This window comes from Helicobacter sp. T3_23-1059, assembly GCF_053654515.1.
Window position 1 is genome coordinate 1 of sequence record NZ_JBSIUV010000008.1, and the last position, 24,701, is coordinate 24,701.

Sequence of the window (24,701 nt, forward strand, 5' to 3'; positions counted from 1 at the left end):
GATAGACTAAAGTATTTCAATAAGTTGGAGCGTATTTATAATCTAGCAGAAGCAGTAGCATTTTTAAAAGCATTGCCAAAAAGAGCAAAAAAAGATTTTATAAAATACGCTAGGAAAAATCCACAAATTGCTTGTAAAATCGCTTATATTTATTATAGGTTTGATTTGGGGAATGATAAGTTTGTAAGCAGTGTAGAGGGAAAAAATGGGGCATATCAAAAAGATAGAGAATATTTTATAGATAAGGTTGTGGAGGTGTTTAAAAAAGAAACTTATGAGAGTGAAATTTTGAGAAGTAAGATTAGATTTAGGGAGGCTTATAGTAATCCTTTGTTTGATAGATATAGTTTATTTAGTTCTCGATTAAATGATAAAAAAAGCAAGATTAGCAAGATAGGTTTTTATGATGAAAGAGAAGAATTTGTTGTAGGTTTCATTAAAGAAATATGCAAAGCTATTGGCACAAAAATAAGTGAAGTAAAAGTTGATGCAATAGAAAGTAGAGGAGAAACTTATGTCGAAAAGCAAAAAATAATTATTGATAAAAACTTACTTGTTTTGTCTAATGTAATATCGAACAAAACAAAGCAACCATCTTTTTATTATCAATCCGACAGGCTTATAGGCACGATTATACACGAATGCAGGCATTTATATAATTATCAAAAAATATATGAAACAAAACCGCACACAAACAGCAATTTGCTAAATTATCTTGCATATTGCAGAAATTTTTTAATATCAAGTGCAAGACTAAAAACAAAGCCAAATGTGCTAGAATCTTATCAAAAAGAATGCAATAAAAACGAACATAATGCAGTTTATTGCAAAATAAAAGAATCACAAAACACATATAGGATTCAGCCAAATGAGCGCGACCCTAGATATGTGGCAAATAAAGCCATTGAAAGACTTGGCATAAAACAAAAATAAAAGGTTGATAAATGGCTATTTCTTTTGATTTAAGTTTATTGGTTGATAATAAAATGTATTTTGACCCAATTTGTGGCGATAGCGACAGTGAATATGTAAAATATAAAACTATTTACTTGGGCATTGAAACAAATATTTTAGCCATTGATGATAGGATTGATGATTTTCCTAATTTTGCGACTTATCACAGTTTTAAAACTTCTAATGAAGATACGCAACCTTCTTGTGAAGCACCTTCAAATTTCAAAGATTTTACCGCCACGCTTTATCTAGGCAAAATCATTTTTGAAAAAAATAAAAAAGGTATTTTAGCACCAAAATTTATCCCCTCAAACCTCACAGATTCTAGCTTTGAGGGATTAAATACTTTTTGGTTAAACGAATTCAATCGATTCGCTAGAAATACAAACAAGCAATTATTACCACCAAAACAGCCAGAATTTAGGAACGGTGATTGGGAATATGATGAAGTAAAAAAACGCGACTACAAATACTTGAAATTGCGTTACTTTAGAAGCAAAAAAAATATCGTTTTGACAAAAGAGCAAATCATCTCATACTTCACACAATTACACCAAGAAAACACAGAATTTATCGCAAACTACATAGAATCAATAAATAAAAATCACGGCATTAAAGCCTATCATTTGCACGATAAAATCTATGATGATTTATTATCAAAAGGAATCTTGCAAAAAGATATGTTTAAATGGTGGAGTAATGCCCCTAAAGCCCCTTATAAGCAAGCAGTATTGCTTACTCTTGATTTTCTAACTAAAACCAATCAACCAAATCATAAAATCTTATTATATGATGAGTTGTTTTTTTGGTATTTGGTTTTAAGTCTTAAAAATTTTATCGTAGGTTTTTCTGCTTCTTTTTGCGATGAAAATAATCTACTTTTTAATGCGGGAGCTTATAAGCAATACGCACATTTAGCAAAAAAATATCGTAGTAGCACAAAAGAAGTAGAATTTAGAAACACAATGTATGGCTTTGATGAGTATAGGAGAGAGTTATTTTTTGGCAATAATGGCGGATTGATGAATGTTTATGATGACTATATAAAATTACAATTTTTATCCCCAAACCAAGCATTATTTGAAAGAGGACAACCTATCACACCCTCCCCACTAGGCAAATACTATTTTGAATTAAGCGATAACAAAGGCGTATATATCGAATTTTTCCCTAGAATCTACCCTAGCATCACAAACTCTCCAAAAGGCTGGAGCAAAGAAATGATGCAAAAACTAGATTTAAAGTTAGAATAAGGATTGCTATGGTGATAAAAATCGCAAAACAAGTCAATCGCACACTGAAGTGTTGCATATTGGCATTGTTGATATTGCAAATGAACATACAAGCATATAGTATAGTTCGTTTAAAAACAAAAAGAGCAGAGCCAGTTTTATTGCCCTTTAGCTTTTATGCGACAAATCAGGAAATTCACTTAGCAATAGATACAAATATACTTTGTGTAAATGATAGAAAAGAATATAGCCTACTTCAATATTTAAAAGATTTTACCGCTACGCTTTATCTAGGCAAAATCATTTTTGAGAAAAATAAAAAAGGTATTTTAGCACCTAAATTTATCCCATCAAATCTTACGGATTCTAGCTTTGAAGGGCTAAATACATTTTGGCTAAATGAAATCAATAAAAATGCACCATTGCGACCAAAGCCAACTATGAAAACACCAAAAACTTCATTGGGTAATTTCCCCATCTTGCCACGACCAAGCGTTGATAATGACTTTTATGAATATCAAAAATATCAAGATGAAAACCACAAATATTTAAAAATCCATTATTTTAGGCATAAAGATAATATCGTTTTAACAAAAGAGCAAATTATCTCATATTTCACGCAATTACACCAAGAAAACACAGAATTTATCGCAAACTACATAGAATCTATAAACAAAAATAATGGAATCAACGCATATCATTTGCATAATAGTCTTTTTGAAAATCTAACACAAAAAGGTGTTTTGCCAGAATCTATGATAAAGCGATATATCGACACTCGCGAGATTATCCGCAATAATATGCTTGATTTAATCACCCTAGATTTTCTAGCTAAAACCAATCAACCAAATCATAAAATCTTATTATATGATGAGTTGTTTTATGCGTATTTAGTGTGGAGTTTGAGGGAATTTTTGATTCCGTATTTTAGTGGTAGATTCCAAGAATATTATTATTTAACATTCAATAATGGTGCATATCAAAATGCGAAAAATAAAGATATGCTTTTTACGCAAAACTTTTTTTCAAATTTAGATTTTTTGGTATTTTATAAAAACTCTCATAAGCGATTATATAAATTCGCCTCCCCAAACCAACCAATAAGCCAAATGAACGAATATGAAATATATGATATGAGTGAAAGCCAAATAGAACAAGCAAGCAAAATCACACCCTCCCCACTAGGCAAATACTATTTTGAATTAAGCGATAATAAAAGCGTATATATCGAATTTTTCCCTAGAATCTATCCTAGCATCACAAACCCTCCAAAAGGCTGGAGCAAAGAAATGATGCAAAAACTAGATTTAAAGTTAGAATAATCATAAAACAATTTTGATAAAATAACGAAAATTCCAATAAAATCCACCATATAAACAAAAAGATTTCTTTAACTTAAACTCACATAAAAGAGTCTTAAGTTATGATGTCAGCGATAAAAAACAAGTATATTGCTACACATAAAAACCTTTGCAAGAATTTAAGAGGCTAAGAGAATCAAAAACAAGATAGATTTAAAAAAAGATTCTTAAATATGTTTCTACTTCGCTTACACTCTTAACTTTGCAAGAAGTCTTGATATTGAGGCTGTTAAAATTGCAAAATTAAGCAAAATTTCTCGCCAAAGTGTCAATAAAATTTGCAAAAACATTAGAATCTTAATCACAAAAGAATGTCAAAAAAAAATATCTAAATTAAATGGCAAAATTGAGGTTGATGAAAGCAATCTTTTAATATAGATTTTGGTTGCTAAAAGAGTAAGAGGCAAAAGAGGGGATGGAGCTGGCAAAAAAAACTTCTGTATTTTTGCTTTTTTACACTCGCAACTGCAAGCAAAAGGTATGCTAAAACGAAATAATCGTGTTTATACTCAAATTGTAAAGCATTGCTTGGCAGATGATCTTTTGCCTATAATACGAGATTTAAGGAATATGAATGAGACAGAATTTTATAGTGCAAAATTGTATGATGATTGGGGAGCTTATGATGGGCTAGTGGATTTTTTGTTTCGATTACGCTTGCAACTACAAGCAAAAGTGGCAAAAGCACATTAACGAGTAAAACATAACAAAAATGAGTTTGCGTTAGGTAGAAATCATATAAATGGTATTGAAAATGTTTTTGCTTCATTTCACTTGCAACTATAAATAGAAGGGGTTATGCAAAGCATAGATTAAGCAAATTTAAAGGAATCAAAAAAGAGAATTTTTTGCTTCATCTAAAAGAAACAGAATTTAGATATAAGGCTAGTGGCAGCATTAAAATGTCAAAATACAAAAGCAAGATTTGTATAAAATCTTATTAAAAATGATAAAAGAAAATCTGTTTGAGTTGGGTTGAGCCTTATCTTTTATATATGTAGCGATATACTTGTTTTTTCATCGGTGCAATCATAACTTAAGACTCATTTATGTGAGATTAAGTTAAATAGAGTCAAAACTTTAGAATCCAAACTCCTAATCCCCGCCAAAATACACAAGCGCAGAACCCCAAGTAAATCCCCCACCAAACGCATCAAACAACAATAAATCACCCTTTTTTAATCTCCCCTCGCCATAGATTTCATCAATCGCCATAGGGATACTCGCAGCTGAAGTATTGCCATATTTTTGCACGGTTAGGACGACTTGATGTTCTTGTAGTTTTAGCTGCTCGCCCACAGCATTTATGATGCGTAGATTTGCTTGGTGTGGGACAAAATGCGTAATATCTTTTGATGAAATATTATTTTTGCTTAAAATATGCTCCACATCGGCGATTAGCGTTCGCACGGCGTATTTGAAAACCTCATTTCCTTTCATTTGCAATTTTCCATTTGGTTTGATTGCGCTTCCATTTAGGGCGCAAAGATTCCACGCATTTGGGCTAGGCTTGCCATCTTTGTTTTGAGGTGTCATTAGTAAGTCTGCGTATTTGCCATTTGCGCTTAGATGCACATCTAGTATGGATTCTTTTTTCTCACTCGTGCGCGAGATGATAGCAGCCCCCGCACCATCGCCAAATAGCACGCAAGTCCCTCTATCGCTAAAATCTAGCACCGAGCTTACTTTTTCTGCGCCGATGATTAAGATATTTTGATACGCCCCTGATAAAATAAAACTTTTTGCAATGCTTAGCAGGTAGATAAACCCCGTGCAAGCCGCGCTTATATCAAATGCGGGTGTATTTTGTATGCCAAGTTTTGCGCTGATTAGGCACGCATTGCTAGGCATAGCAGCAAAATCAGGGCTCAAAGTCGCACAAACCACCAAATCAATATCGCTAGGCTCTAAATTTGCCCTTTTTATCGCAAGTCTAGCTGCTTCTACGCCCAAATCGCTACTGCCTTGAGAATCTAGCGCGAAATAGCGCGTCTTTATCCCCGTGCGTTTTTGTATCCACTCATCGCTTGTATCTAGCGTCTTTTCAAATTCGCTATTTGGCACGCATTTAGCAGGAGTAAAAGAAGCAATCGAGCGCAAGGAGGCATAATACATCGTAATCCTTTAGTTTAGATTTTGCAAGGGGTTTATGCGTTTGTTGATTTTATTTTTTGGCAAAATCTACAAATGCTTTTTCTATGCGCTCGCATACTTTTGATTCTAAGGCTTTTAGTGCTTGATATACGGCGCATTCTATGGCGCGTTCATTGCTTTTGCCGTGGCTTATGATTACGACTTTATTTACCCCTAGCAGTGGCGCACCGCCGTATTCTGCGTAATCTAGCTTTTTCTTTAGCACATTAAAAGAGCCTTTTAGGATGATTCCACCTAGAATCTTTATAGGAGAGGTTTTTATATCATCTTTTAAGATTTTGCTTACCGCGCTTGCCACGCCTTCAGCGGCTTTTAGCACGAGGTTTCCGCTAAAGCCATCGCACACGATAACATCAGTGCTACCATTAAAAATATCGCCACTCTCTACATTGCCGATGAAAAATGGATAGTTTTTTAGCAGTTTAAAAGCACCTTTTGTGAGTTCGTTGCCTTTGGATTCTTCTTCGCCATTTGCTAGCAATCCTACGCGCACATTTTCATAGCCCATCACAGAAGTCGCGTATTCGTTACCCATTATGGCAAATTCTAGCAAGTATTCGCTTTTGCAATCCGTATTTGCCCCAGCGTCTAAAATCATACTTGGCTTATCAGTCGTAGTAGGCATAAGCGTGCAAATAGCGGGGCGGGAAATGCCTTTGATTCTGCCGATTCTCATCGTTGCTAAACTCATAGTCGCCCCACTATGCCCGGGCGATACAAGCGCGTCTGCCTCGCCATTTTTTACTAGCTCTGTGGCGACAAAGATGGAGGATTCATTGCGTTTTAGTGCTTCTGTCGCGCTTTCTTCCATACGAATATAATCAGCGCAATGTTTGATTTTCACGCGAGATTTTAGCTCGTTTGATAGGGGTGAAATAAGAGGGGAGATTTGGCTCTCATCTCCTACTAATATCGCTTCAAACTCACGCTTTTTGATAGCATCTAGCGCGCCTAAAACGATAGGTTGGACACCTTTGTCCGCGCCCATTACATCAATAGCTACTCGCAACATAAAAACTCCTTGCTGTGTTGATTACGCGCTCACCTTTTGGGCTAGTTTGGTGGATTGCTTCGTGCGTTTTGTCGATAGGCTTATAGCCTTAGTCTAGTTTTGCACACTTGCAAAACCACCAAACTAGCTCAAAAATGCCTTGTTTATAACATTGGCTTATAGCACTTGCGTGCTATGTTTGGCTCTGTGTTATGTTTGGATTCTAAAATCTAGTTAAAAAGTTGAGTATATTTAGCCTTTGTATTTGCCACTAAATTTATTCACTTGGTGGGGTAGCTTCCAACTTCCGTCTTTGTCTTTGATAGGTTTTGCAAGAGTGATTTTGTAATGTGTTCTGCGCTTTGCCGCTCTTGTCTTGCTTACTCTTCTTTTAGGGACTGCCATTTATTCTCCTTTGTGATGATAGTCTAGTTTAATTGATTGGATTTCACTTTGCAAGATAAAATCTAAATCAATAAAGCCATCAAAAAACTCAATAACATCAAATGTATCTAAGCTTTGGCTTTGTGTATCCCACAATCCATCTGAAATATACAAAACCAACTCTTCATCTAATTCTTTTTCATACTCCTCGCCACTTATATCACATACTAGCTTGATTCTGCCCTCTAGCCTACCTTGCAAGATAAAAAGCCCTTTTTTGCTTTGCCCTGCTTCTTTTAGCTCTCCGCGTAGTCTAACTCCGTCTTTTTCTAGGCTAAAAGATTTTGGTGTGGAGTAGATTTTACGCGCTTGGATTCTCATTTAGATTTGGTTTTGACAAAATCTTTTAATCAACACTGCGTAAAATGCTAGTATGTTTGAAAATCTTAATAATGCGAGTCTAGCAAATCTCACGCGAGCTAAAGAAAAACGCAATTTCGATTTTGGCATTTTCTAAACTATCACTACCGTGCACAGCGTTTGCATCGATACTCTCGGCAAAATCCGCTCTAATCGTGCCTTTTGCCGCTTCTTTTGGGTTTGTAGCTCCCATTAGCTCCCTATTTTTTGCTACGGCGTTTTTTCCCTCTAGCACCATTACTACCACAGGTCCGCTTATCATAAACTCCACCAAATCTTTAAAAAACGGACGCTCCTTATGCACGGCGTAAAATCCTTGCGCATCGCTTTTGCTTAGCTGAAGTTTTTTCATCGCTGCTATGCGCAAGCCATTGTCCTCAAATCGTTGCACTATCTTGCCTATCACGCCTTTTTTGACGGCGTCTGGCTTGATGATTGATAAAGTTTGCTCCATATTTTCTCCTTATCATTTAAGTTGTATTTGAAGTTGCTTTTAAAATTGCCACTGCTAAAATTGCCTTTGCAATGAAATTTTGCAAAAAAGTAATTTGTGATTATAATGCGCTTATGCTTAAATAATAATAAAAAATTGATTTGATAAACTTTCTTTAATCATAGAATCTAGCTAGATTTTGGTATAATGCCGTTTTTGCGACACCTAAAAATAAAGACATAACGAAATAAAACGGATAAAACGCACAATATCACATAAATCTAAAAAAGGCATAAAAATCAAATGCAGCACACCCCACCGCAAAATCCAAATAATCAAACCATTCCTAAAGCAAATCAAACTCCCCCAACGCCTGATAAAAGCATATCTCAAACGATTTTAGTCCAAGATTTTATAAACCCATCTAGCACTATCCTAAATCCAAATATACAACCTAGCTCCTTAAAATCTATTTTTGATTCTGCTATGCTAGCTCCTGCTATGTTGGCTAATGACTCTACACAAAAAGCCACTCTACCCACTCAACCCACCAAAGGCGAAATAAGAATCATAGAGCAAGAACCTTTGAGAAAAGATTTTGGTAATGAAGTGAGAATCAACCAAAACGAGCGCGATGAATTATTTGCCATAGAAACGATACAAAAAGATGAGGGACTAAATGTGCGCTACCTCATCTACGCATATTTGGGACTTGGGGCATTGTTGCTAATGTGTATGCCAAAGATATGGCTAAGTAGCGCGATATACTACACAAGCCGTGATATAAACAAACTCCAAACCCAACGAGACTTACTCCAAGAAGAAAACAAACGATTGCAAAATGAGCGCGAAAAGCTAAAATATCAATACTTAAAGCTAAATTCTCAACCACAAAATCCACGCTAAGAAAAAGCTAAGAAAAATAAGTAAAAAAAGAGTAAAAACAGCAAAAATCACTCAAAATCTACACACAAAATCAAAAAATACGCCTTTAGATTCTAAAATTTTACTAATTTCAACATAATTTAAGAATATTTTCGTTAAAAAGCACCATTTGTTTTTGGCAATATGTTCATAGTGCCTAAAATCCACCAAAAGTAAGGAGTGCAAAATGAGTTTGTTAATCAATGATGAATGTATAGCTTGCGATGCGTGCTTAGAAGAATGCCCAAATGACGCGATTATCGAGGGTGAGCCAATTTATCGCATAGACCCTGATTGTTGCACAGAATGCGTGGGGTATTATGATGAGCCAAGCTGTGTAAGCGCGTGTCCAAAAGATGCTATTATGCCAGATCCTGATAACGCAGAGAGTTTAGAAGAGCTAAAATACAAATACGAACAACTAAAAAATAAAGAATAAAAGATATAATACGCCATTATTGCTCACAAATCAATTTTAGCACAGAATCATAAGGGGTAAAAATGGCAAAAGTAACCGCAGTCATTGACATCGGCTCAAACTCCGCTAGAATGGCGATTTATGAAAAAACAAGTCGCTATGGATTTCGTCTCATATATGAGAGCAAATCTCGCGTGAGGATTTCGGAAGGGTGCTATGAAAATGCTGGAGCATTGCAAGAAATCCCTATGCAAAGGGCTATTTCAGCGTTAAGAGAATTTAGAGCGATCGCCAAACAGCACAATGCCAAAAAACTCTTTTGTGTAGCGACTTCTGCGATAAGAGACGCACCAAATAAAGCACAATTTTTAGCTCGAGCTAAGAGGGAGAGCGGCATAAATATCAAAGTCATTGACGGGGAAAAAGAAGCGTGGTATGGCGGGGTGGCGTGCGCAAATCTTTCACACAATAAAACAGGCATAACCATCGACATAGGTGGCGGAAGCACAGAATGTGCTATCATAGAAAATGGCGTGTTAAAGGATTTAATATCCCTAAAACTTGGGACGATTAGGCTAAAAGAACTATTTTTTGACCATAATAAAAATATCGATTTGGCAAAAGAGTTTATTTCAAAAGAGTTAGAAAAATTGCCACCGATTTTTAAATGTGAGAATGTATTTGGGATTGGCGGTACGATTCGTGCGATAGCCAAAATGATAAGCAGGCAGGCAAAATACCCCATAAAAACTATTCACGGCTATGAAGTAGAAGTAGCAAAAATGCGCCCCCTTATCCAAAGTATCTACAAAGCAAAAGAGGAGGAGTTAGAGGGGCTAGGTGTCCCTCTTGATAGAAAAGATAATATAAAAAGCGGTGCACTTATTTTTTCTATGCTTTTAGCACATTTTGGGGCAAAAAATATCACTGCTAGCGGTGTAGGAGTGCGTGAGGGGGTTTTCCTTAGCGATATGTTGCGCACCCAAAGACATAGATTCCCAAATGGTATCTTGCCTTCTCTTGTATCCTTGAAAGATCGGTTTGGCATAAATGAAAAAGTTGCCAAAAATCACACTAGACAAGCCCTAGCCATTTTTAGCGCATTGTCCCCGCTACATAAGCTAGGCAATGAATACACAGCATATATCAATGTCGCTTCACAGCTTTGTGATATTGGTAGTTTTCTAAATTTTTATGGCAAGTCCGAGCTTGGTGCATATATATTGCTAAATGGGCTTGATTATGGATTTTCACACACGCAAAGAGCAGTGATATGCCTGCTAGTGCAGCATTTAGGCAAGCAGATTCCAAAAGATTCTGCCATAGCACATATTAGCGAGATTATGCCACCGCTAGAATCTCTGCAATGGCTTAGCTTTATTTTGTCCCTAGCCCATACTCTATGTGCCACAGGGGAAGAAAAACTAGCCTATACTTATGCTAGAGAATCCCTCCAAATCCATTGCAAATCGCCACTATATCTTGCTAGAGAGGATATTTCTAGGCTGATTCCACCTGCAAAAATGAGTGTAGAATTTATCACGGGCTAGAATCTAACTAGATTTTAACTAGGATTTGAAATGTCGCAATCCGCGCAAACAGCTAAGCAAACACACAAACAAAAGCTAAACGACAAGCTAAAAAAACTTGCTATGTTTTGCAATGGCAAATTTTTAGATAGCTTTGTGCGTGGGTTTGGATTTATATTAGCGATTATGCCACATTGGGCGTTTTTGGGATTTGTCAAAGGGCTAGGAGGGCTAATGTCCTTGCTAGATAAAAAATCTCGCTACGATGATGCCAAAAAAAACCTTGATTTTATCTATGGCGACAAACTTAGCGAGGAAGCAAAAAAATCTATCATCAAGCGGTGCTATCAAAATTTTGCATTTGTCATACTAGAATCTATCCGCGTAACCAAAATCCCATACGAAAAACACGAAAAACGATTTGAAGTCATAGATGAGCGTTACTTGCTAGAATGTTTAGATTCTAAAGGTAGCGCGGTGCTTATCTCTGGGCATTTTGGGTATTGGGAGGCTATGGCGACATTTTTGCCACCGCGCTATCGAAAATGTCAAATGGCAAGTCTAGGGCGACTGACAGGGATAGATTCTGTGGATTCGCTAATTATCTCAAGGCGTGAATTTCAAGGGGTAAAATTTATCAACAAAGCTGGCGCATTTAAGCATTTGCTGCGACTATATGGCGGAGGAAGTGCGCTAGCAGGGATACTCACAGACCAAAGTATCAACAAAAACGAGGGCATAGAAGTAGAATTTATGGGCAAAAAAGCCACGCACACGCCCATAGCTTCTATCCTCTCGCGTAGATTTGAAGTGGGAATCGTGCCTGTGTTTATTGATTTTGATAAAAACTACACAAAGTTTTTTGTGAGATTTTATCCGCCTATTTTTACACCACGCACGCAGGATTCTAGCGAGGATATTTTGCAAGCGACACAAGCCCAAGCAAGTATCACAGCCCAAGTGATAGATATAAATCCTAGCAGTTGGTTTTGGTTTCATAGGCGTTGGAAAGATTTTTATGAGGATTTGTATTAGGATTTTAGTTTTTTTTAGTTGCGTGGTTTGATTTTGCGTTTGATTTTGCGCGGAAACATTTTTTAAATTTTCTATGTTTGTTATGTTGGGTTGAGATTTTGCAAATGTTTTTACAATAGAATCTAAATGGATTTTAAATGAGATTTTGTGGTTTTTGTGGCGTTTTTGGCAGAGATTTTGCAAAATTCGCACTTTTTTGCATAAAATCTTTTCCCAAATCACATAAAATTTGCTATAATCAAGGTTAATCTTTCGTAAATGAGAGATAATTTTTGCTAAGCTACTTAAATCGTTGATATATTCAAATATTTTTTGCATATATTTGCATTTAAGTTAGCGAGGCGATTCTACACAGCATAAAGGAGCAAAAATGTGTGTGAATGTTTTTAAAGGGCTACAAGTAGTAGGTAAAGGTGTCTCTCTAGCGGGACTAGTATGCGGAGTAATGCTAAGCTCATCATTGCTAAATGCTGCGCCAGAAGGTGCAAAAGCAAAAGCAAAGCAAGCCACAGGCAATATGTCTGCTGACCAACGCAAAAAGGCAGAAGATGGTATGCGAGCGGTGCAAAGACGAGAAAGTTTCAATGAAGCTACTCTAGAAAAAGGCAAAAGACGCTACAAATCTTGCGCGATTTGCCACGGCTCAAAAGGCGATGTAACAGCTCCAGGGCAACTAGAAGGTAGAACTATCCTTGATAGAGACTATGCAGCACTTGTAAAAGAGTTGCAAGACTACCGAGCAGGCACAGCAGATAATGGCGGACTAAATGTCATAATGACCGTGAATATGGACGAATGGACTGACCAAGAAATCCAAGATGTCTCTGCGCATATCAATGCTTTGCGTGCTGAATACAACCAAAAAGCAAAAGCAAAAGCTGGCGGAGCAAAAAAGAAGAAAAAGAGAGATGACGATGATGAATAAGCATTTTGCTTAGATTCTCGTTTTTTGATTCTTTTTGACATAGCAAGCGTTTGTTATGCTGGTTTAGCTACAAATCGAATTTGTGATTTGTAGCTATTTTTTTGGCTTTTTTAGATTTTAGATTCTGTGCTTTGACTTCTATTATGATATTTTTCATAGAATTTTTAACTTGCTATAAACTTCAAAACAACTAAAACACTCCCAAAATCTAACCACCAAATGCCTCCAAAATGTGTAAAATCTGCGCAATGAAATAAAAATTTGCAAAAAAGTTGCCAACTTTAAGCAAACCAAAAAAAAAAAAAAACGGCAAAATTTTCTTACCAAATCTTTTTCCAAAACCCAAGGGGCAAGAAAAAATCTACAAGCAAAAATCGAAAGGATAAGAAAATGAACGCTACGCAACAACTCCATAAACACATTTATAAAAACAAAAAACACCTTGCAAAACACACCATCACGCCAAAAAAGATGATACAAAAAATCGCAACGCTTGCTTTTGTCTCACTATTTTCTACTCTTAATATTGCCATTTCTCAAGTCTATGACGCCGAGCTAGAACGCGAAATACAACGACTAGAAAAACAAAAAAAGATACTAGAGCTAAAAAGGCAAAATAGAAAGCTCCAAAAAGAGCTAGATGATGACTCTATGCCAACACCTCAAAAAACGCAAAATCCAACCTCTAAGCAAAATCCACAAAATCAAACCCCATACTACGCACCTACCCAAGCACCAAACCAAGCCTCAAAAAATCAAAGGGTTTATATAGAAGAAGAGGACGATGATAAAGATGTCGTCTATGCAGAAAACGATAGGCATTTGTGGGGTTATGTTCGCTTTGAGGGAGGGTTTCATACTGGTTTAGCTATAACCAGAGTGCCACAGGTTAATCTCGAATTAGGATTAAAAACAGGCGATAAGGTGAGAGTTTTTCTAGGTGGTAGCTATGCTTGGGGTAAGCGTAATCAATACATTGCCAATGGGTATATAGGGGTTGGCTATATTCCTAAAATATTTGATACACCTATGAGGGTTGTGCTAGATTCATATATTGGTGGGGCTTATGGGGAGTGGGAAAGCTATACATCATCTGGTTATTTTGAAAGCAGGTATGAAGGTGGTGGATTTTTGTTAGGAGCAAAGGTGGGGTTTGCATTTGATTTAGGCTCTCACGCACAGTTAGAGATTGGTGCAAGGATTGAAGCCTCTTTAGGTGGATTATTAAATGCTGTGGCTACGCCTATGTGTAGCTTTAGTATTTTATTTTAAAGGAATCTAAATGAATTTTTTTGCTGTTTGTCGTATTTGTGGGTTATCGGTATTTGTCTGTGTGGCTAGCGTGGTATTTAGTGGTTGCATTGATGTGATAATACCTATGGCGATAGATTCCGCTCCTCCAAAAACTAATAAATCCATACATTCCCCAAAAAATAGCATAAATCTAGGTTTTTTTCTATCGCAAGGAAGTTCTCTTGGCGATAATCCTAAAAACGATAGAGCAAAAATCTGCTTTGCTAGCTTTTGGGACCATAATAGATTAGGGGTTAAAAACCTATCATTTCCCGTGTATTTTGAATTTAATCCGCAGCTAGATAGCGATGGCACATATACTCCAAGTGAAGCAAAAGCGCAAGGTAGCTTTGGCAAAATGATAACAAAGGGGTCCTTTTGTGTAGAAGTAGCAGGAGAAGTTCCTATTAGCGTTTTTTCACTTGCAAAATATCCTAGCTATGTGATATTTACACCTGCTAGTGGCAAAACATATTGTTTGATAGGCACACTAGAATTTGGGGATAATGCACCTAATTGGCTAAGTTTATCATTTTCTGCAACAAAAACGCATTGTGAGTATTGGTTCAAATACAAATCCTTAGAGTATATTCATACAAAAATAAAATAAGAAAGCCAAATTTAACTTGAGAAAGGATTGTAAATATGCAAAATTTAAGAGTTAATAGATTGCTAAATGTGATTTTAGTAACCCTAAGTTTAAGTTTTAATTCGCGTAAGTCATTAGTCGATGATACGGAGGATAGCAAAACTTGCAAACAATCTTGCTGGGATAGATATTTTACATATAGCGGAAGTCCTAGCGAGACGGCTAGCAACATCAATTCTTGCACATTGCAAGAATGTGGCTGCCACTACGCAAATTGCAAAGATGAATAACGATTTGTATCAAAAATCTATACGCGTTTAAGCTAGCTTTTGGCTTTGTTTAGTTAGATTTTAGCTCGCTGTTATTCTTTGCTAAGGCTTAATGCCTGCCTTAGTGTCATCATCATTGCGCTTTAAGATTTTGCTATTTTTTGTTATTTTAGAAATGCTTTAAGCATTGTTAGATTTTATAAAAATAGCAAAATCATCGACAAAAATAGCTTAAAAAATTCCTATAAATTATGATAGTTATCAAATGATAATTTAGCAGAATCTACCACACGCTTGCAATGATTTTGATTTTGTTTGATTTGGTGCTTTTTTCTTTTTGTGTTTGTTTGGCGTTTTTGGCGTGGGATATGATTTTTGCGTCTAGTTTGCTTTGTGATAGCGCGGTATTTTTAGATTCTTTTGATAGTGCAAAATCTTTGGCAGATTCTTGCGAAGTGGATTCTTGTGAAATGGCAGAATCTTTAGATTCTTGTGCCACGCTCGTGTTTTGATAATTTTCCTCAACTAGCGCGTTTTCCTCATTTTTGCCCATATCGATAAAAGTAAGTCTAGCTTTGGCACAATGACTTATCCCCCCTTTGCATAGCCCGAAATAAAAATCAATGCTTAGGCTACTTTTATCCTTGCTCCATTCATACGCATAGCCATATCTCACATCTAGTGGCATCTCATATACGACAACATAACTATGACTATCCATAGGCAAGACACGCTCCAAAGCATAGCCAGATTGTTGGTGGATTTTGCCGTATTTTTTGCGGTATAGGTGGTAGGCGGTGGGTATGTCTTTTGCATCTATGATGATGACTTGGGTTTTGCCTCGCTCGGTGCATTCGCTACTTTTTGTGGCAAATCGCACTTCACAATCCAAATACCCCGCAACTTCCCACTGCCATTTGCCCCATTTCTCTCCACTTGCAAACGCTACTACACTATTTACAAAGCACGCTACAAATACCAAAAAAGCTGTTTTGATAAATCGATACATTGTTGTCCCCTATATGTTTGGCAAACCTTAATGCTTAGCAAAATCTACTTTGTTTTTAGCTGTTTTTCTATCCTAGCGCATAGCTCTAAAATCAAAGCCTTTTTTAGCGAAAAGCTATTGATATTTGCCACCAAATACGCACTAGAATCTAAGATTTTCTCACACTCCAAGAGATTATTTGCCCTCATCGTATCACCCGTCTCTACTATATCTACGATACCATCACATAGCCCCACAAGCGCGGCTAGCTCGATAGAGCCATATAGCTTTATCACATCAACAGGGATTGCTTTTTGAGAAAAATATTTTGTAGTGATATTTGGCATTTTTGTAGCAATGGTAATTTTAGGCTTTGAATAATCAATCGGCTTATCCGCGTGTGCGCCCACTACCACGCGACATTTGCCTATACCCAAATTTAGTAGCCTTACTACATTGTAGGGTTGCTCTTCTAGCACATCTAGCCCGACTACGCCTATATCTGCGGCTTGATGATACACATAGGTGGCGACATCTTGGCTTCTTACAAGCATAAAGCAAAAATCGCCTTTTTGTAAGATTAGCTTCCTATCATCAAACTCAAATTCTCCTCCAAAAATGCGCGAAAAAAGCCCCAAAGTATCTTTGGCTATGCGCCCTTTTGGCAATGCGATATTTAGCACATTATCTCCCAAATACTACTCCCAATCTAAATCAATAGGGGCTTCTTCTAGCTCTTGCATTGTTTGGGCTCTGCGCCGTTTTTCTAATGCCCTCTCAATAGAAATTCTCATACCACGAAAAACCATTGTCTCATCATAAATCGCTTGGGCAAAAAACTTCGCCAAATACTTGCCATCGCCACCTGTGAAATATGCTTTTTTTGAGCCGATCGTGTTTTGGATTGTCAAAATGATACTTTTTAGCATTCCATAAGTGATTCCATCTTTGGTATTTAGTGGCAATTCTTTTGGCTCATAAGTGAAATTTATCCCGCCAACTAGCAGTGGCGAAATCCTCCCATACGCGCCTATCATTTCATTAAACCCCGGTAAAATATAGCCACCTTGATGACGCCCACCGCTCATCACATCTACCGTGATAGCTGTCCCAGCATCGATTATCACGCCATCTCTCACGCACAAACACGCAGCTTTTCTATCCACGCCAAGCCCCATATATTCGGTAGGTAGTTCGATGATGGATTCCAAATCGTAAGTGGTTTTAAATGTCTTAGTTAGGATTTTTTCATTTTCAGGATTTACGCTAATGTAGTAAATCTCTTCATTAAACATTCGCCTATGTAGTGAGCGAGGGAGCAGGTGGGTTACTTTTCCATTGCTCCAAAAGTGAAAATGTGTGTTACCTATATCGCATAATAGCATAGCTACCCCTTTATTTAGATGTTATAAAATCGGCAATTTTTGCAAAATCAAAGTAGTATCTGTTGTAATAAAAAATATTTTTGGTGTAAAAATTTAGTTTATTGCCCATCATTTTACCAAAGGAATCTTGCGCTTGATAGACTTTGTGCGTGAAATCATCGACATTTAGCGCGATGATAAAGCTACCATTTTTTTCATAAGTATAAAGCGTATTGTTTGAAAAAGCCATACCCTCTAGGCTTGCATATTCAAATTTTTTGGTATTTACCTCTCGCAAAGTGTGGTCTAACTGCGCTATCTTGCCCTCTAGCGTGAGTGCGTATAAGTAGCCATTATAAAACACAATATCTTTTAACTCCTCTGCATAGCTAAACTGCTGTGCTGATACAATGCTAATTAGCTTTTTAGGCGTAGCGGCAAATATTCGCAAATCATCGCCTTGCAAGTAAATAATGTTGTTGAAAAATTTTTCACTTGAGACAATGATATTTCTTTGCGTTTCATAGTTTTGCGTGCTAACGACTAAAATCCTGCCATCAAGTGTAGGAAACACCACCAAAGAATCTAAAAATAGCGGAGCAGCGATAAGCTGATTTACCGCTAGCACTGCGCTACCTTTTTGGCTAAATACGGATTCTTGGGCGATTTTTTTGCTATTTTCTTGCACATTTTCTTGCGTAGATTTTGTCGCTAAATCGTTCGCAGATTGATTTTGGCTAGATTTTGTAAAATCTATGTTTTGTGGCTCATTAGAATCTACCTTATCAAAGTCGCCACCAAAATCACCTCCAATAGCGATGATATGGCTTGTATTATCAGTGGTTACAAACGCAAGTAGATTTTCTTTCAAACTAGCGCTAATAGCACAGCCCTGTATTTGCACTTCGATTTGCTCTTGCGTGCAGGCGGTGTTTTCCTCTTTTACAGGGCAAGTCCCGCTATCAAATGCGTTTTCATCAACCAAACTAGATTTTAGTAGCAAAATCTCCCCACAACCCTTAGCAAAAATATAATACCCGCCAGATTCGTTCAAAAACTTCGCGTTTTTGGGGATTAGCTCTCGTATTTGCTTATTTGCAGGGACAAATCCACTTTGTGTCAAAAGCGAGCCATCTTTTAGCGTGGCGACATAGCGATTGTTTTGGGCTATGGGCGTGGGGAAAGATTGAGAGAAAATGATTTGCCCATCGATATTAGCAGGCGTATAAAATTTTTTGGAGCTACACCCAAAAAACATAACGCACGATAGCACCATAAGCACAACTATGTGTTTATGCTCTGCAATCTTTGCAAAATCAGTCAAAAACATAGATTTTGATAAATTGATAAAATCTTTCATCATTTGCACCATTTTTGTTATTTTTGTTGTTGCTCGCTAGGTTTTGTCGCAGAAGTATCACTAGATTTTGGGCTAGATTTTGTTTCTTGTGGGGTTTTAAGTTTGATAGATTCTAGTTTTGTAGATTCTAATGATATTTTATCTATGCCATAATGCTCCATCTGCCTAGCGATAGAATCTAAGCTAGATTCACTAGAGATACTTTTTAGCACCTCACGCGCTTTAGCAATATCGTTATTTTTAAGTAGCAAATACGCTTCTTGGATTTTGGCAAAATCTTTTAGCGAATCTGTATCTTTTTGCTTGTTTTTTGCGTTGTTGTATATGGCATTTAGTGCCTCTTTGTCCTCTTTTAGAGAGGCTAGCTCATATTGTGCCATTTGAGCGATTAGCTCATTTTTTGATTCTTTTAGCTCCTCTAGCTCTTGCATTCGCGCTTCTTTTTGACTTGATAGATTTGCATAGATAAATGCGTCATAGAGTTTTGGGGCTTTAGATTTTAGATTTTCGCGCAAGACAGTATTTTGTGGCGATACAAGCAATTCATCATATATTTGGCTAATCTCTTTTGCATTTTTTTCCTCTACATAATCGCTTACTACGATAAATCCTACCCAAAGAATGATGATAGAAACAATCCCAAGCAACACAAATTTGTATTTTTTAAAAAGTCTTTCTAATTTGAAAGCATTTTCTAATAGCTTTTCATCATTTTGAAATTCATTTTTTATACTTTCTAAATCCTTGCTTAGCTTACTCACTTTTGCTCCTTTTTGTTATTTTTGGTGGTTTATCGCTACTAAATGCTTATTTATGAGTCTTGTCATTATGGTGGCTACCAAATCCACCACTACTGCCAAAGCCTTTTGCCCCTCGCTCACTTTGTGCTAGCTCATTTACTTCAACAAAATCCACTTGCCACACTCTTTGCACCACCGCTTGAGCGATTCTATCGCCTTTATGGATAGCAAAATCCTCTTTGCCTAAGTTGATTAAAATCACTATTATTTCCCCACGATAATCGCTATCAATCGTCCCGGGCGTATTTAGCACGGAAATCCCATTTTTGATAGCTAGCCCAGAGCGAGGACGCACCTGTATTTCATAGCCTTTGTCTATCTCAAAAGCAAGCCCCGTGCGCACCGCTACTCTCTCGCCTGCCTTTAGCACCACCTCATCGATAGAATGCAAATCAAAGCCCGCCGCCTCTGCTGAATGATAGCGCGGGATAATCGCTTCATCGCTAAGTCTTTGCACCTTTAACACAGGGATATTTTTGTCAAAATCCATTATGATTCTCCAAAATCTAAATTCTGCTTTTTTTACTCAAATGTTGCGTAATGTTACTCAAAATAAATAGGCTTATAAGAAATGCTTAAAATCTCAAAATCACACTCCCCACGCGGAAGAGTGATATTTACCTCATCGCCTACTTCTTTGTCTAGCAATGCTTTTGCGATGGGCGAACCATAAGAAATAAGCCCACGCGAAGAATCGCTCTCAATGCTCCCCACAATCGTATAAGTTGATTTTTTCTCACTATCCAAATCCAAAATCTCAACCGTGCTACCAAAGCTTACTTTATCGTGTGGCAATTTTGCAGGATCAATTATTTGCGCATCGGCTAGCATTTCGCTCAAATCTTTTATCCTAGCATCAATAAAAAGCTGTTTTTCTTTTGCTGCGTGATATTCAGCATTTTCTTTCAAATCCCCGTGCGCACGGGCAATGTCGATTTCTTTGATAATATTTGGACGCTCGACTTCTTTTAGATTTTTTAGCTCGGCGCAAAGTTTTTGATGTCCATATTGTGTGATTGGTTGCATAAAATTCTCCTAAAAATCTAAGGGGATATAATACCAAAATTTGTTAATTCATTAACATATTTGCGACATTTTGCGCACTTCCATAATATGTTTTTGCTAGATTTTTTTCGATAGAAATATGTGAAATATTTTTAGCACTAAGATATTTCCACAACTTTTTTGCGCTAGTGATAAAATGCCCATCTTTTGCCCTCTCTAGCTCGCATTCAAACGCATTTAGTAGATTTTTAGTAGTCATATCGCCCTGTATTAGCTCTTGGTGCATTTTAGATTCTCCCCTGCCCGCCTCCTCGCCACAAAGGGCATTATAAAAAATATTTGCTAGCCCTATGTAGCGTAGTTTGACAAATGTCCTAGCGATAAGATAATCTAGTCTCGCAGCTTTATAGCAAAGCACAAAAGGAATGCCTAAAAGAGCTGCTTCTAGCGTGGCAGTCCCAGAGCAGATAAATGCAAAATGCGCTTTTTTTAGAGAATCTTGTGTATCAAAACTTAGCTCAAATCCGCTTAAATCGCCATATATCAACTCTAATTCCTCCCTACTTTTATCCCCAAAAAACGCAGGGACAACAAGGATTTTAATAAAATCTTTTTTTAGATTTTGTTTTGGATTTTGCGTGGATTTGGTGGAGGTTTTTGCGTGGTTAGTAGCGTTTGTAGCGTTGGCAAAGTTTGTAGATTTTTTTGATTTTGTTATGCAAAAAGCCGTGTCAAAAACATTGCTAGATTTTAGCATTTTTGATTCTAGCGCGTTTGCCACTTCTCTAAAAGTAGGGAAAATCCGCGCTATCTCACCCACCCTAGAGCCCGGCATAAATACGATGCGCATTGTATTTGATTGCGCGTTTGAATGCGTAGTATCTTTATGATATTTGGCAACTTTTTGCATTAAGCCTTGTTTTTGCGCAAAATCCTGCATAGATTTTGCCTCTTTTTGCTGTGATTCTCTCTGCTTTATCGCGCTAAAATCTAGCTCATCAAGCAATGGATGCCCTACAAAGCAAATTTTTTTTGATTCTCTAGCTTTGATTGAATAATACCCCACTTCAAAAGGCAATATCGCTAAGAGTCTATCAAATACCCTCTCTAGCACCTTTACACGCCATTTTTTCCACGCCCACACTTGAGGCAATATGTAGTAATAAATCGGTGTTTTTATGCCACTAGATTTGATTTTTTTGGCAAGCGGGATATGAAACGAACTAGAATCTAAAAAAAGGATTTTATCGGCATCTTTTGCGATTTGTAATAGTTGGCTTTGTGCTTGCAAAATAAAAACAATCTTTTTTGCCACATCGACAAAACCCATTATGGCAAAATCTTGCGAGAAAAATAACGGCTTAAAAGATAGGTGTTTTTTGATAAAGTCATTTGCGCTTTTTGCAAAATCTAATTGCGCAAAATCTTGTGTAAAATCTTGCGCAGGATCGATTTTGGCAAAATCCGTTTTTGCATAATTATGGCTAGATTTTGTGTTAGTTTTTATACTAGATTTCGTGCAAATGTTAGCGTGAGATTTTGTAAAGGATTTTGCGTGCAAACCTCCGTGCAAATCACAAGTTTTACCCTCCAAAAAAATAGCAAATTTTTTTGCCACTTGTTTTTGTAAGGTTTTATCAAAAATCCCTAATAATTCGATTTTATTTGTGGCTTGAGTAGCGTTTTGTTGAGGATTTTCTTTTGTTTGTAGGATTTTATCGCTTTGTTTTGATTCTTTTGTGCTTATTTCACTTTGTTTTTTTTCTTGTTGATATAAGTTTTTTAATAGGCACAAAATCACTTCTTTTGCGTGCAGGTTTGAGCTTGGTTCAAGTGCGCTAAGTAGGATTTTCATTTGCTATCGCTTTTTTGTGGATTTGACATATTTGAGGCATATTTTGAGAGGCAAAATCCACAAATTGTATAACATTTTGCTTAATTTTTTATACTTTACATTCTAGGTGGATAAAAATATTTATTAAATTATGCTAAATTATCAACTAAATCCTGCCTTATAAATGGCATATAACAATATTTAAAGGATAAGTAATGGAATTTGAGGCAAGCCTAAAAGCTAAAAATCTAAAATCCACTCCACAGCGCATCGCAATCCTGCGCGAAATCAAAAAAAATGGGCATATCGGCGTAGAAGATATCTATCAAAATATCAAAAAACACTATCCGTGCATATCTCTTGCCACCGTGTATAAAAATGTCGCTACACTAAATGAAGCAGAGATTTTGCGCGAAATCAAAGCCCCCACACAAAAACAAAAATACGAGCTAGCCTGCGACAAACACATACATGTAAGCTGTGATAGATGTGGCAAACTCCAAGATGTCTATGCTGATGTAAATGCGCTATCTAGCGAATGCAAGCAAAAAACGGGATTTGATTTATTTGATATTTCTGCGGTGTTTATCGGCGTATGCCCAGAATGCAAGGCAAAAGAAAAAAGCATATAAAATACTCGCTAAATCTTCCCACTAATACCGAAAAAATACTACTTATTCATAATCTACATTTTATTTTAAGATTTAGGAGTTACAAATGCCAATTTTGCCAAAAAATAATCATTGTTGCGGGTGTAGTGCGTGTTTTAATGCCTGTCCGCACTATAGCATTGCAATGATTCGCGATTATGAGGGATTTTATGTCCCAAGCGTGAATCAAACCACTTGCACCGAATGCAAATCCTGCGAAATCGCCTGTCCTACTTTGCCTTTTCTAAATTTTGCACCTTATGATAGCGTTCGCAAAAAATCACAATTTCCACTAATGGCAGTAGCGCAAACACACACGGGGGGGGGGAATCGCCTACTCAAATCCCAATCTTGTAGCGACTTTTTAGGGAGTGCTTCAGCTCACTCACTGCGATGCACGGCAAGTGCGTCTCATTCGTTCGCTTCGCACAACCCTAAAAATTCATCTACAATCTTGGAATTTGCAGATTCTAATGATTCGTCATTGCGAGATTTGCAACGCGAATCAAAGCAATCCAAAAAAATAATACAAAAATGGATTGCCACGAATCGCTTCGCGATTCTCGCAATGACAGCGTAGATTCCTCCTCCCTTACGCGTGGCAACTCTACAAATTCCCCCTCCCTTGCGGAGGGGGTTAGGGGGTGGGTAGAATCCCTTCCATTTTATTTCCACAAAAACTCCACCAAAGATTCCCAAACCCTATCATTTTCGCCAAAACTCTCGCGATTTACCGAGCCAAAGGCATTTGCACTTAAAGCAAAAGATGACGCATTGCGACTAAATTCTAGCTCTGGCGGTGCTTTCACACTCATCGCGCAATATGTCCTAAATCGCGGTGGCGTGGTATTTGGTGCGAGTTTTGATGAAAATCTAAATGTTGTCCATAGATTTATCGAATCGCTCACCGAGATGGACACTCTGCGCCGAAGCAAATATGTCGAATCCTTTATCGGCGATACTTACAAACAAGCGCGGGATTTTCTAAAAGCAGGGCGACTCGTGCTTTTTAGTGGCGTGCAATGTCAGATTCACGCATTAAACGCATTTTTGCGAAAGCCATATCCAAATCTACTCACAATCGAAGTGATTTGCAACTCCGTGCCTAGCCCAAAAATTTGGGATATTTATAAAGAGAGTTTGCGTGAATCTAACGATGAAAAATTATTAGATTTTAATTTTCGGGGCAAAAATCTAGGCTGGGAGAATTACTCCATAATTGCCACAACAAACAAAGAGCAAAAAATCATTCCAAACGCCCATTCACCATATCTTTACAACGCTTGGGCTACGCATATCATCACGCGCAAATCTTGTGGTAATTGCTACTCAAAGGGCTTTGTAAGCGGAGCAGACTTCACACTTGGCGACTTTTGGGGAATCCGCGAATATCACGCGGACTTTGTCGATGAGCTAGGCGTTAGTTGCGTTTTTGGTGCATAATCAAAAGGCGTTAGAAATTTTAGATTCGTTGCAAGATTTTGCGCATATCATTGCCACAATCGCGACTATTATCACGCTTGGCAATCCCGCTGCACTTCGTAGCAACGGCATTCAGGCGAATCGCGACTCTATTTTGCGCGAAGCGATTGAAACTTATTCGCGCACCAAAGACGCCAAAAAGGCAATGGCGATTCTCTCACAATATGCGCAAAATCCAAACCAAACCACAAAACCTAACGCATTGCGCCATTATTATTTGGTGTGGAAAAACGACCCACTTCGCAAAGCCATCTCAAACGCACTAAAAAGAGCGCGAAAGTGGCTTTTGAAAACTATGCAAAATTAA

At 37.2% G+C, this 24,701-nt stretch carries 28 protein-coding genes and 1 pseudogene; 16 read left to right on the forward strand and 13 right to left on the reverse strand.

The window, feature by feature from the left end; all coding sequences use genetic code 11:
* The 4 genes and pseudogenes from ACWIX0_RS03575 to ACWIX0_RS03590 all read left to right on the forward strand — a co-directional run.
* Positions 1–933, forward strand: a 933-nt coding sequence (locus tag ACWIX0_RS03575) for a hypothetical protein (protein WP_454172010.1), incomplete at its 5' end; no start/stop codon positions are given.
* An 11-nt stretch (positions 934–944) separates the two neighbouring features.
* Positions 945–2,207: a hypothetical protein gene (locus tag ACWIX0_RS03580; RefSeq protein ID WP_454172012.1), complete on the forward strand. Its 1,263-nt coding sequence runs from the start codon at positions 945–947 to the stop codon at positions 2,205–2,207.
* Positions 2,208–2,215: 8 nt separating this feature from the next.
* A complete protein-coding gene (locus tag ACWIX0_RS03585; protein WP_454172014.1) occupies positions 2,216–3,508 on the forward strand; it encodes a hypothetical protein in 1,293 nt (430 codons plus the stop codon).
* A gap of 210 nt (positions 3,509–3,718) precedes the next feature.
* Positions 3,719–4,526, forward strand: a pseudogene (locus tag ACWIX0_RS03590) (IS1595 family transposase).
* A 116-nt stretch (positions 4,527–4,642) separates the two neighbouring features.
* Here ACWIX0_RS03590 and ACWIX0_RS03595 read toward each other — a convergent pair.
* The 5 genes from ACWIX0_RS03595 to ndk all read right to left on the reverse strand — a co-directional run bounded on the left by ACWIX0_RS03595 (position 4,643) and on the right by ndk (position 7,950).
* Positions 4,643–5,662, reverse strand: a complete 1,020-nt coding sequence (locus ACWIX0_RS03595; RefSeq protein WP_454172016.1) for a beta-ketoacyl-ACP synthase III — start codon at positions 5,660–5,662, stop codon at positions 4,643–4,645.
* Positions 5,663–5,711: 49 nt separating this feature from the next.
* Positions 5,712–6,710: a phosphate acyltransferase PlsX gene (gene plsX / locus ACWIX0_RS03600; protein WP_454172161.1), complete on the reverse strand. Its 999-nt coding sequence runs from the start codon at positions 6,708–6,710 to the stop codon at positions 5,712–5,714.
* A 234-nt stretch (positions 6,711–6,944) separates the two neighbouring features.
* On the reverse strand, positions 6,945–7,097 hold the full coding sequence (gene rpmF, locus ACWIX0_RS03605) for a 50S ribosomal protein L32 (RefSeq protein ID WP_454172018.1): 153 nt from the start codon (positions 7,095–7,097) through the stop codon (positions 6,945–6,947).
* Entirely contained in the window at positions 7,098–7,457 is a 360-nt protein-coding gene (locus tag ACWIX0_RS03610) for a hypothetical protein (protein ID WP_454172020.1), read from the reverse strand. It abuts the gene before it with no gap.
* A gap of 79 nt (positions 7,458–7,536) precedes the next feature.
* On the reverse strand, positions 7,537–7,950 hold the full coding sequence (ndk, locus tag ACWIX0_RS03615) for a nucleoside-diphosphate kinase (protein ID WP_454172022.1): 414 nt from the start codon (positions 7,948–7,950) through the stop codon (positions 7,537–7,539).
* A gap of 282 nt (positions 7,951–8,232) precedes the next feature.
* Here ndk and ACWIX0_RS03620 point away from each other — a divergent pair, with 282 nt between their 5' ends.
* The 8 genes from ACWIX0_RS03620 (at position 8,233) to ACWIX0_RS03655 (ending at position 14,932) form a co-directional block, all read left to right on the forward strand.
* Entirely contained in the window at positions 8,233–8,835 is a 603-nt protein-coding gene (locus ACWIX0_RS03620) for a hypothetical protein (protein WP_454172024.1), read from the forward strand.
* Positions 8,836–9,040: 205 nt separating this feature from the next.
* Entirely contained in the window at positions 9,041–9,292 is a 252-nt protein-coding gene (locus tag ACWIX0_RS03625; protein WP_454172025.1) for a YfhL family 4Fe-4S dicluster ferredoxin, read from the forward strand.
* A 62-nt stretch (positions 9,293–9,354) separates the two neighbouring features.
* Entirely contained in the window at positions 9,355–10,821 is a 1,467-nt protein-coding gene (locus ACWIX0_RS03630) for a Ppx/GppA phosphatase family protein (RefSeq protein WP_454172027.1), read from the forward strand.
* Positions 10,822–10,851: 30 nt separating this feature from the next.
* The gene (locus ACWIX0_RS03635) at positions 10,852–11,835 is read left to right on the forward strand and encodes a lipid A biosynthesis lauroyl acyltransferase (protein WP_454172029.1); all 984 of its coding nucleotides are present in this window, start codon (positions 10,852–10,854) and stop codon (positions 11,833–11,835) included.
* A gap of 370 nt (positions 11,836–12,205) precedes the next feature.
* Entirely contained in the window at positions 12,206–12,760 is a 555-nt protein-coding gene (locus ACWIX0_RS03640) for a c-type cytochrome (protein ID WP_454172031.1), read from the forward strand.
* Between the two features lie 390 nt (positions 12,761–13,150).
* On the forward strand, positions 13,151–14,032 hold the full coding sequence (locus tag ACWIX0_RS03645; RefSeq protein WP_454172033.1) for a hypothetical protein: 882 nt from the start codon (positions 13,151–13,153) through the stop codon (positions 14,030–14,032).
* Between the two features lie 10 nt (positions 14,033–14,042).
* Complete coding sequence (locus tag ACWIX0_RS03650) at positions 14,043–14,663, forward strand: hypothetical protein (protein ID WP_454172035.1); 621 nt, start codon at positions 14,043–14,045, stop codon at positions 14,661–14,663.
* 35 nt (positions 14,664–14,698) lie between these two features.
* Positions 14,699–14,932: a hypothetical protein gene (locus ACWIX0_RS03655; protein WP_454172036.1), complete on the forward strand. Its 234-nt coding sequence runs from the start codon at positions 14,699–14,701 to the stop codon at positions 14,930–14,932.
* A 262-nt stretch (positions 14,933–15,194) separates the two neighbouring features.
* Here the strand turns inward: ACWIX0_RS03655 and ACWIX0_RS03660 are convergent, their stop codons facing one another.
* The 8 genes from ACWIX0_RS03660 to ACWIX0_RS03695 are packed head-to-tail and all read right to left on the reverse strand — an operon-like array spanning position 15,195 to position 22,283.
* Positions 15,195–15,920, reverse strand: a complete 726-nt coding sequence (locus tag ACWIX0_RS03660) for a hypothetical protein (protein ID WP_454172038.1) — start codon at positions 15,918–15,920, stop codon at positions 15,195–15,197.
* 44 nt (positions 15,921–15,964) lie between these two features.
* Positions 15,965–16,582: an ATP phosphoribosyltransferase gene (hisG, locus tag ACWIX0_RS03665; protein ID WP_454172162.1), complete on the reverse strand. Its 618-nt coding sequence runs from the start codon at positions 16,580–16,582 to the stop codon at positions 15,965–15,967.
* 15 nt (positions 16,583–16,597) lie between these two features.
* Positions 16,598–17,284 carry a type III pantothenate kinase gene (locus ACWIX0_RS03670; RefSeq protein ID WP_454172040.1) on the reverse strand — a complete coding sequence of 229 codons (687 nt, stop codon included), beginning with the start codon at positions 17,282–17,284 and terminating at the stop codon, positions 16,598–16,600.
* Between the two features lie 10 nt (positions 17,285–17,294).
* On the reverse strand, positions 17,295–18,623 hold the full coding sequence (locus ACWIX0_RS03675; protein WP_454172041.1) for a hypothetical protein: 1,329 nt from the start codon (positions 18,621–18,623) through the stop codon (positions 17,295–17,297).
* 17 nt (positions 18,624–18,640) lie between these two features.
* Positions 18,641–19,384: a hypothetical protein gene (locus tag ACWIX0_RS03680; RefSeq protein ID WP_454172043.1), complete on the reverse strand. Its 744-nt coding sequence runs from the start codon at positions 19,382–19,384 to the stop codon at positions 18,641–18,643.
* Between the two features lie 46 nt (positions 19,385–19,430).
* Entirely contained in the window at positions 19,431–19,913 is a 483-nt protein-coding gene (gene dut / locus ACWIX0_RS03685; protein WP_454172045.1) for a dUTP diphosphatase, read from the reverse strand.
* A gap of 53 nt (positions 19,914–19,966) precedes the next feature.
* Positions 19,967–20,449: a transcription elongation factor GreA gene (gene greA / locus ACWIX0_RS03690; protein ID WP_454172046.1), complete on the reverse strand. Its 483-nt coding sequence runs from the start codon at positions 20,447–20,449 to the stop codon at positions 19,967–19,969.
* A gap of 43 nt (positions 20,450–20,492) precedes the next feature.
* A complete protein-coding gene (locus tag ACWIX0_RS03695) occupies positions 20,493–22,283 on the reverse strand; it encodes a lipid-A-disaccharide synthase (protein WP_454172048.1) in 1,791 nt (596 codons plus the stop codon).
* Between the two features lie 194 nt (positions 22,284–22,477).
* Here ACWIX0_RS03695 and ACWIX0_RS03700 point away from each other — a divergent pair, with 194 nt between their 5' ends.
* The 4 genes from ACWIX0_RS03700 to ACWIX0_RS03715 all read left to right on the forward strand — a co-directional run bounded on the left by ACWIX0_RS03700 (position 22,478) and on the right by ACWIX0_RS03715 (position 24,701).
* Positions 22,478–22,894 carry a Fur family transcriptional regulator gene (locus tag ACWIX0_RS03700; RefSeq protein WP_454172049.1) on the forward strand — a complete coding sequence of 139 codons (417 nt, stop codon included), beginning with the start codon at positions 22,478–22,480 and terminating at the stop codon, positions 22,892–22,894.
* Positions 22,895–22,979: 85 nt separating this feature from the next.
* Positions 22,980–23,492, forward strand: a complete 513-nt coding sequence (locus ACWIX0_RS03705; protein WP_454172051.1) for a 4Fe-4S dicluster domain-containing protein — start codon at positions 22,980–22,982, stop codon at positions 23,490–23,492.
* Complete coding sequence (locus tag ACWIX0_RS03710) at positions 23,447–24,355, forward strand: Coenzyme F420 hydrogenase/dehydrogenase, beta subunit C-terminal domain (RefSeq protein ID WP_454172052.1); 909 nt, start codon at positions 23,447–23,449, stop codon at positions 24,353–24,355. The genes ACWIX0_RS03705 and ACWIX0_RS03710 overlap by 46 nt, the downstream gene beginning before the upstream one ends.
* Positions 24,345–24,701, forward strand: a complete 357-nt coding sequence (locus ACWIX0_RS03715) for a hypothetical protein (RefSeq protein ID WP_454172053.1) — start codon at positions 24,345–24,347, stop codon at positions 24,699–24,701. Before ACWIX0_RS03710 ends, ACWIX0_RS03715 begins: the two co-directional genes overlap by 11 nt.

What these genes read in the sequence shown, in the direction of transcription:
- ACWIX0_RS03635 (WP_454172029.1), top strand. Translation starts at nt 10,852, where the DNA reads ATGTCGCAATCCGCGCAAACAGCTAAGCAAACACACAAACAAAAGCTA.
- ACWIX0_RS03670 (WP_454172040.1), bottom strand. Translation starts at nt 17,284, where the DNA reads ATGCTATTATGCGATATAGGTAACACACATTTTCACTTTTGGAGCAAT.
- ACWIX0_RS03640 (WP_454172031.1), top strand. Translation starts at nt 12,206, where the DNA reads ATGTGTGTGAATGTTTTTAAAGGGCTACAAGTAGTAGGTAAAGGTGTC.
- ACWIX0_RS03580 (WP_454172012.1), top strand. Translation starts at nt 945, where the DNA reads ATGGCTATTTCTTTTGATTTAAGTTTATTGGTTGATAATAAAATGTAT.
- ACWIX0_RS03625 (WP_454172025.1), top strand. Translation starts at nt 9,041, where the DNA reads ATGAGTTTGTTAATCAATGATGAATGTATAGCTTGCGATGCGTGCTTA.
- ACWIX0_RS03660 (WP_454172038.1), bottom strand. Translation starts at nt 15,920, where the DNA reads ATGTATCGATTTATCAAAACAGCTTTTTTGGTATTTGTAGCGTGCTTT.
- rpmF (WP_454172018.1), bottom strand. Translation starts at nt 7,097, where the DNA reads ATGGCAGTCCCTAAAAGAAGAGTAAGCAAGACAAGAGCGGCAAAGCGC.
- ACWIX0_RS03645 (WP_454172033.1), top strand. Translation starts at nt 13,151, where the DNA reads ATGAACGCTACGCAACAACTCCATAAACACATTTATAAAAACAAAAAA.
- ACWIX0_RS03650 (WP_454172035.1), top strand. Translation starts at nt 14,043, where the DNA reads ATGAATTTTTTTGCTGTTTGTCGTATTTGTGGGTTATCGGTATTTGTC.
- ACWIX0_RS03595 (WP_454172016.1), bottom strand. Translation starts at nt 5,662, where the DNA reads ATGTATTATGCCTCCTTGCGCTCGATTGCTTCTTTTACTCCTGCTAAA.
- ACWIX0_RS03655 (WP_454172036.1), top strand. Translation starts at nt 14,699, where the DNA reads ATGCAAAATTTAAGAGTTAATAGATTGCTAAATGTGATTTTAGTAACC.
- ACWIX0_RS03585 (WP_454172014.1), top strand. Translation starts at nt 2,216, where the DNA reads ATGGTGATAAAAATCGCAAAACAAGTCAATCGCACACTGAAGTGTTGC.
- ACWIX0_RS03700 (WP_454172049.1), top strand. Translation starts at nt 22,478, where the DNA reads ATGGAATTTGAGGCAAGCCTAAAAGCTAAAAATCTAAAATCCACTCCA.
- ACWIX0_RS03620 (WP_454172024.1), top strand. Translation starts at nt 8,233, where the DNA reads ATGCAGCACACCCCACCGCAAAATCCAAATAATCAAACCATTCCTAAA.
- ndk (WP_454172022.1), bottom strand. Translation starts at nt 7,950, where the DNA reads ATGGAGCAAACTTTATCAATCATCAAGCCAGACGCCGTCAAAAAAGGC.
- ACWIX0_RS03695 (WP_454172048.1), bottom strand. Translation starts at nt 22,283, where the DNA reads ATGAAAATCCTACTTAGCGCACTTGAACCAAGCTCAAACCTGCACGCA.
- dut (WP_454172045.1), bottom strand. Translation starts at nt 19,913, where the DNA reads ATGGATTTTGACAAAAATATCCCTGTGTTAAAGGTGCAAAGACTTAGC.
- ACWIX0_RS03630 (WP_454172027.1), top strand. Translation starts at nt 9,355, where the DNA reads ATGGCAAAAGTAACCGCAGTCATTGACATCGGCTCAAACTCCGCTAGA.
- ACWIX0_RS03675 (WP_454172041.1), bottom strand. Translation starts at nt 18,623, where the DNA reads ATGAAAGATTTTATCAATTTATCAAAATCTATGTTTTTGACTGATTTT.
- ACWIX0_RS03610 (WP_454172020.1), bottom strand. Translation starts at nt 7,457, where the DNA reads ATGAGAATCCAAGCGCGTAAAATCTACTCCACACCAAAATCTTTTAGC.
- greA (WP_454172046.1), bottom strand. Translation starts at nt 20,449, where the DNA reads ATGCAACCAATCACACAATATGGACATCAAAAACTTTGCGCCGAGCTA.
- ACWIX0_RS03710 (WP_454172052.1), top strand. Translation starts at nt 23,447, where the DNA reads ATGGATTGCCACGAATCGCTTCGCGATTCTCGCAATGACAGCGTAGAT.
- ACWIX0_RS03705 (WP_454172051.1), top strand. Translation starts at nt 22,980, where the DNA reads ATGCCAATTTTGCCAAAAAATAATCATTGTTGCGGGTGTAGTGCGTGT.